The following is a 316-nucleotide window of genomic DNA, read 5'->3' as shown; positions in this document are numbered from 1 at the left end:
TCAGGTCGTGGACATCGGCGTAGCCCGGCGCCGCCTCCATCGGACCGTCGACCAGCGCAGCGAAGCGGCCGCCGGGGGCGAGGACGCGCGCGACTTCCTCCAGCACCGGGGCCACCGGGTCCATCAGCGTCAGCGCCCAGTGACAGAGCGCCACGTCCACCGCCCCGTCCGCGAGCGCGTCGAGACGCTGCGCCTGCGCCTCGATCAGCCGGGCGCGCCCCTCCGGCAGCCGCGCGCGGGCGAGGGCGAGCTCGTCGGGCGACATGTCCACCCCGACGAGCCGCAGGGCGCCCGGCAGCGTGGCGTGGCAGAGCTG

The 316-nt window shown here is 76.9% G+C and carries 1 protein-coding gene; it reads right to left on the bottom strand.

The window, feature by feature from the left end:
- Positions 1–316 (bottom strand): class I SAM-dependent methyltransferase (locus AB6A65_RS16870; RefSeq protein ID WP_371039531.1); only part of this gene is annotated, 316 nt, incomplete at both ends.

The sequence above is a fragment of the Rhodosalinus sp. FB01 genome, assembly GCF_041365715.1.
GTDB lineage: Bacteria > Pseudomonadota > Alphaproteobacteria > Rhodobacterales > Rhodobacteraceae > Rhodosalinus.
The sequence above is the reverse complement of the archived record's forward strand: the minus strand, read 5'-3'. Positions and strand labels throughout refer to the sequence as shown.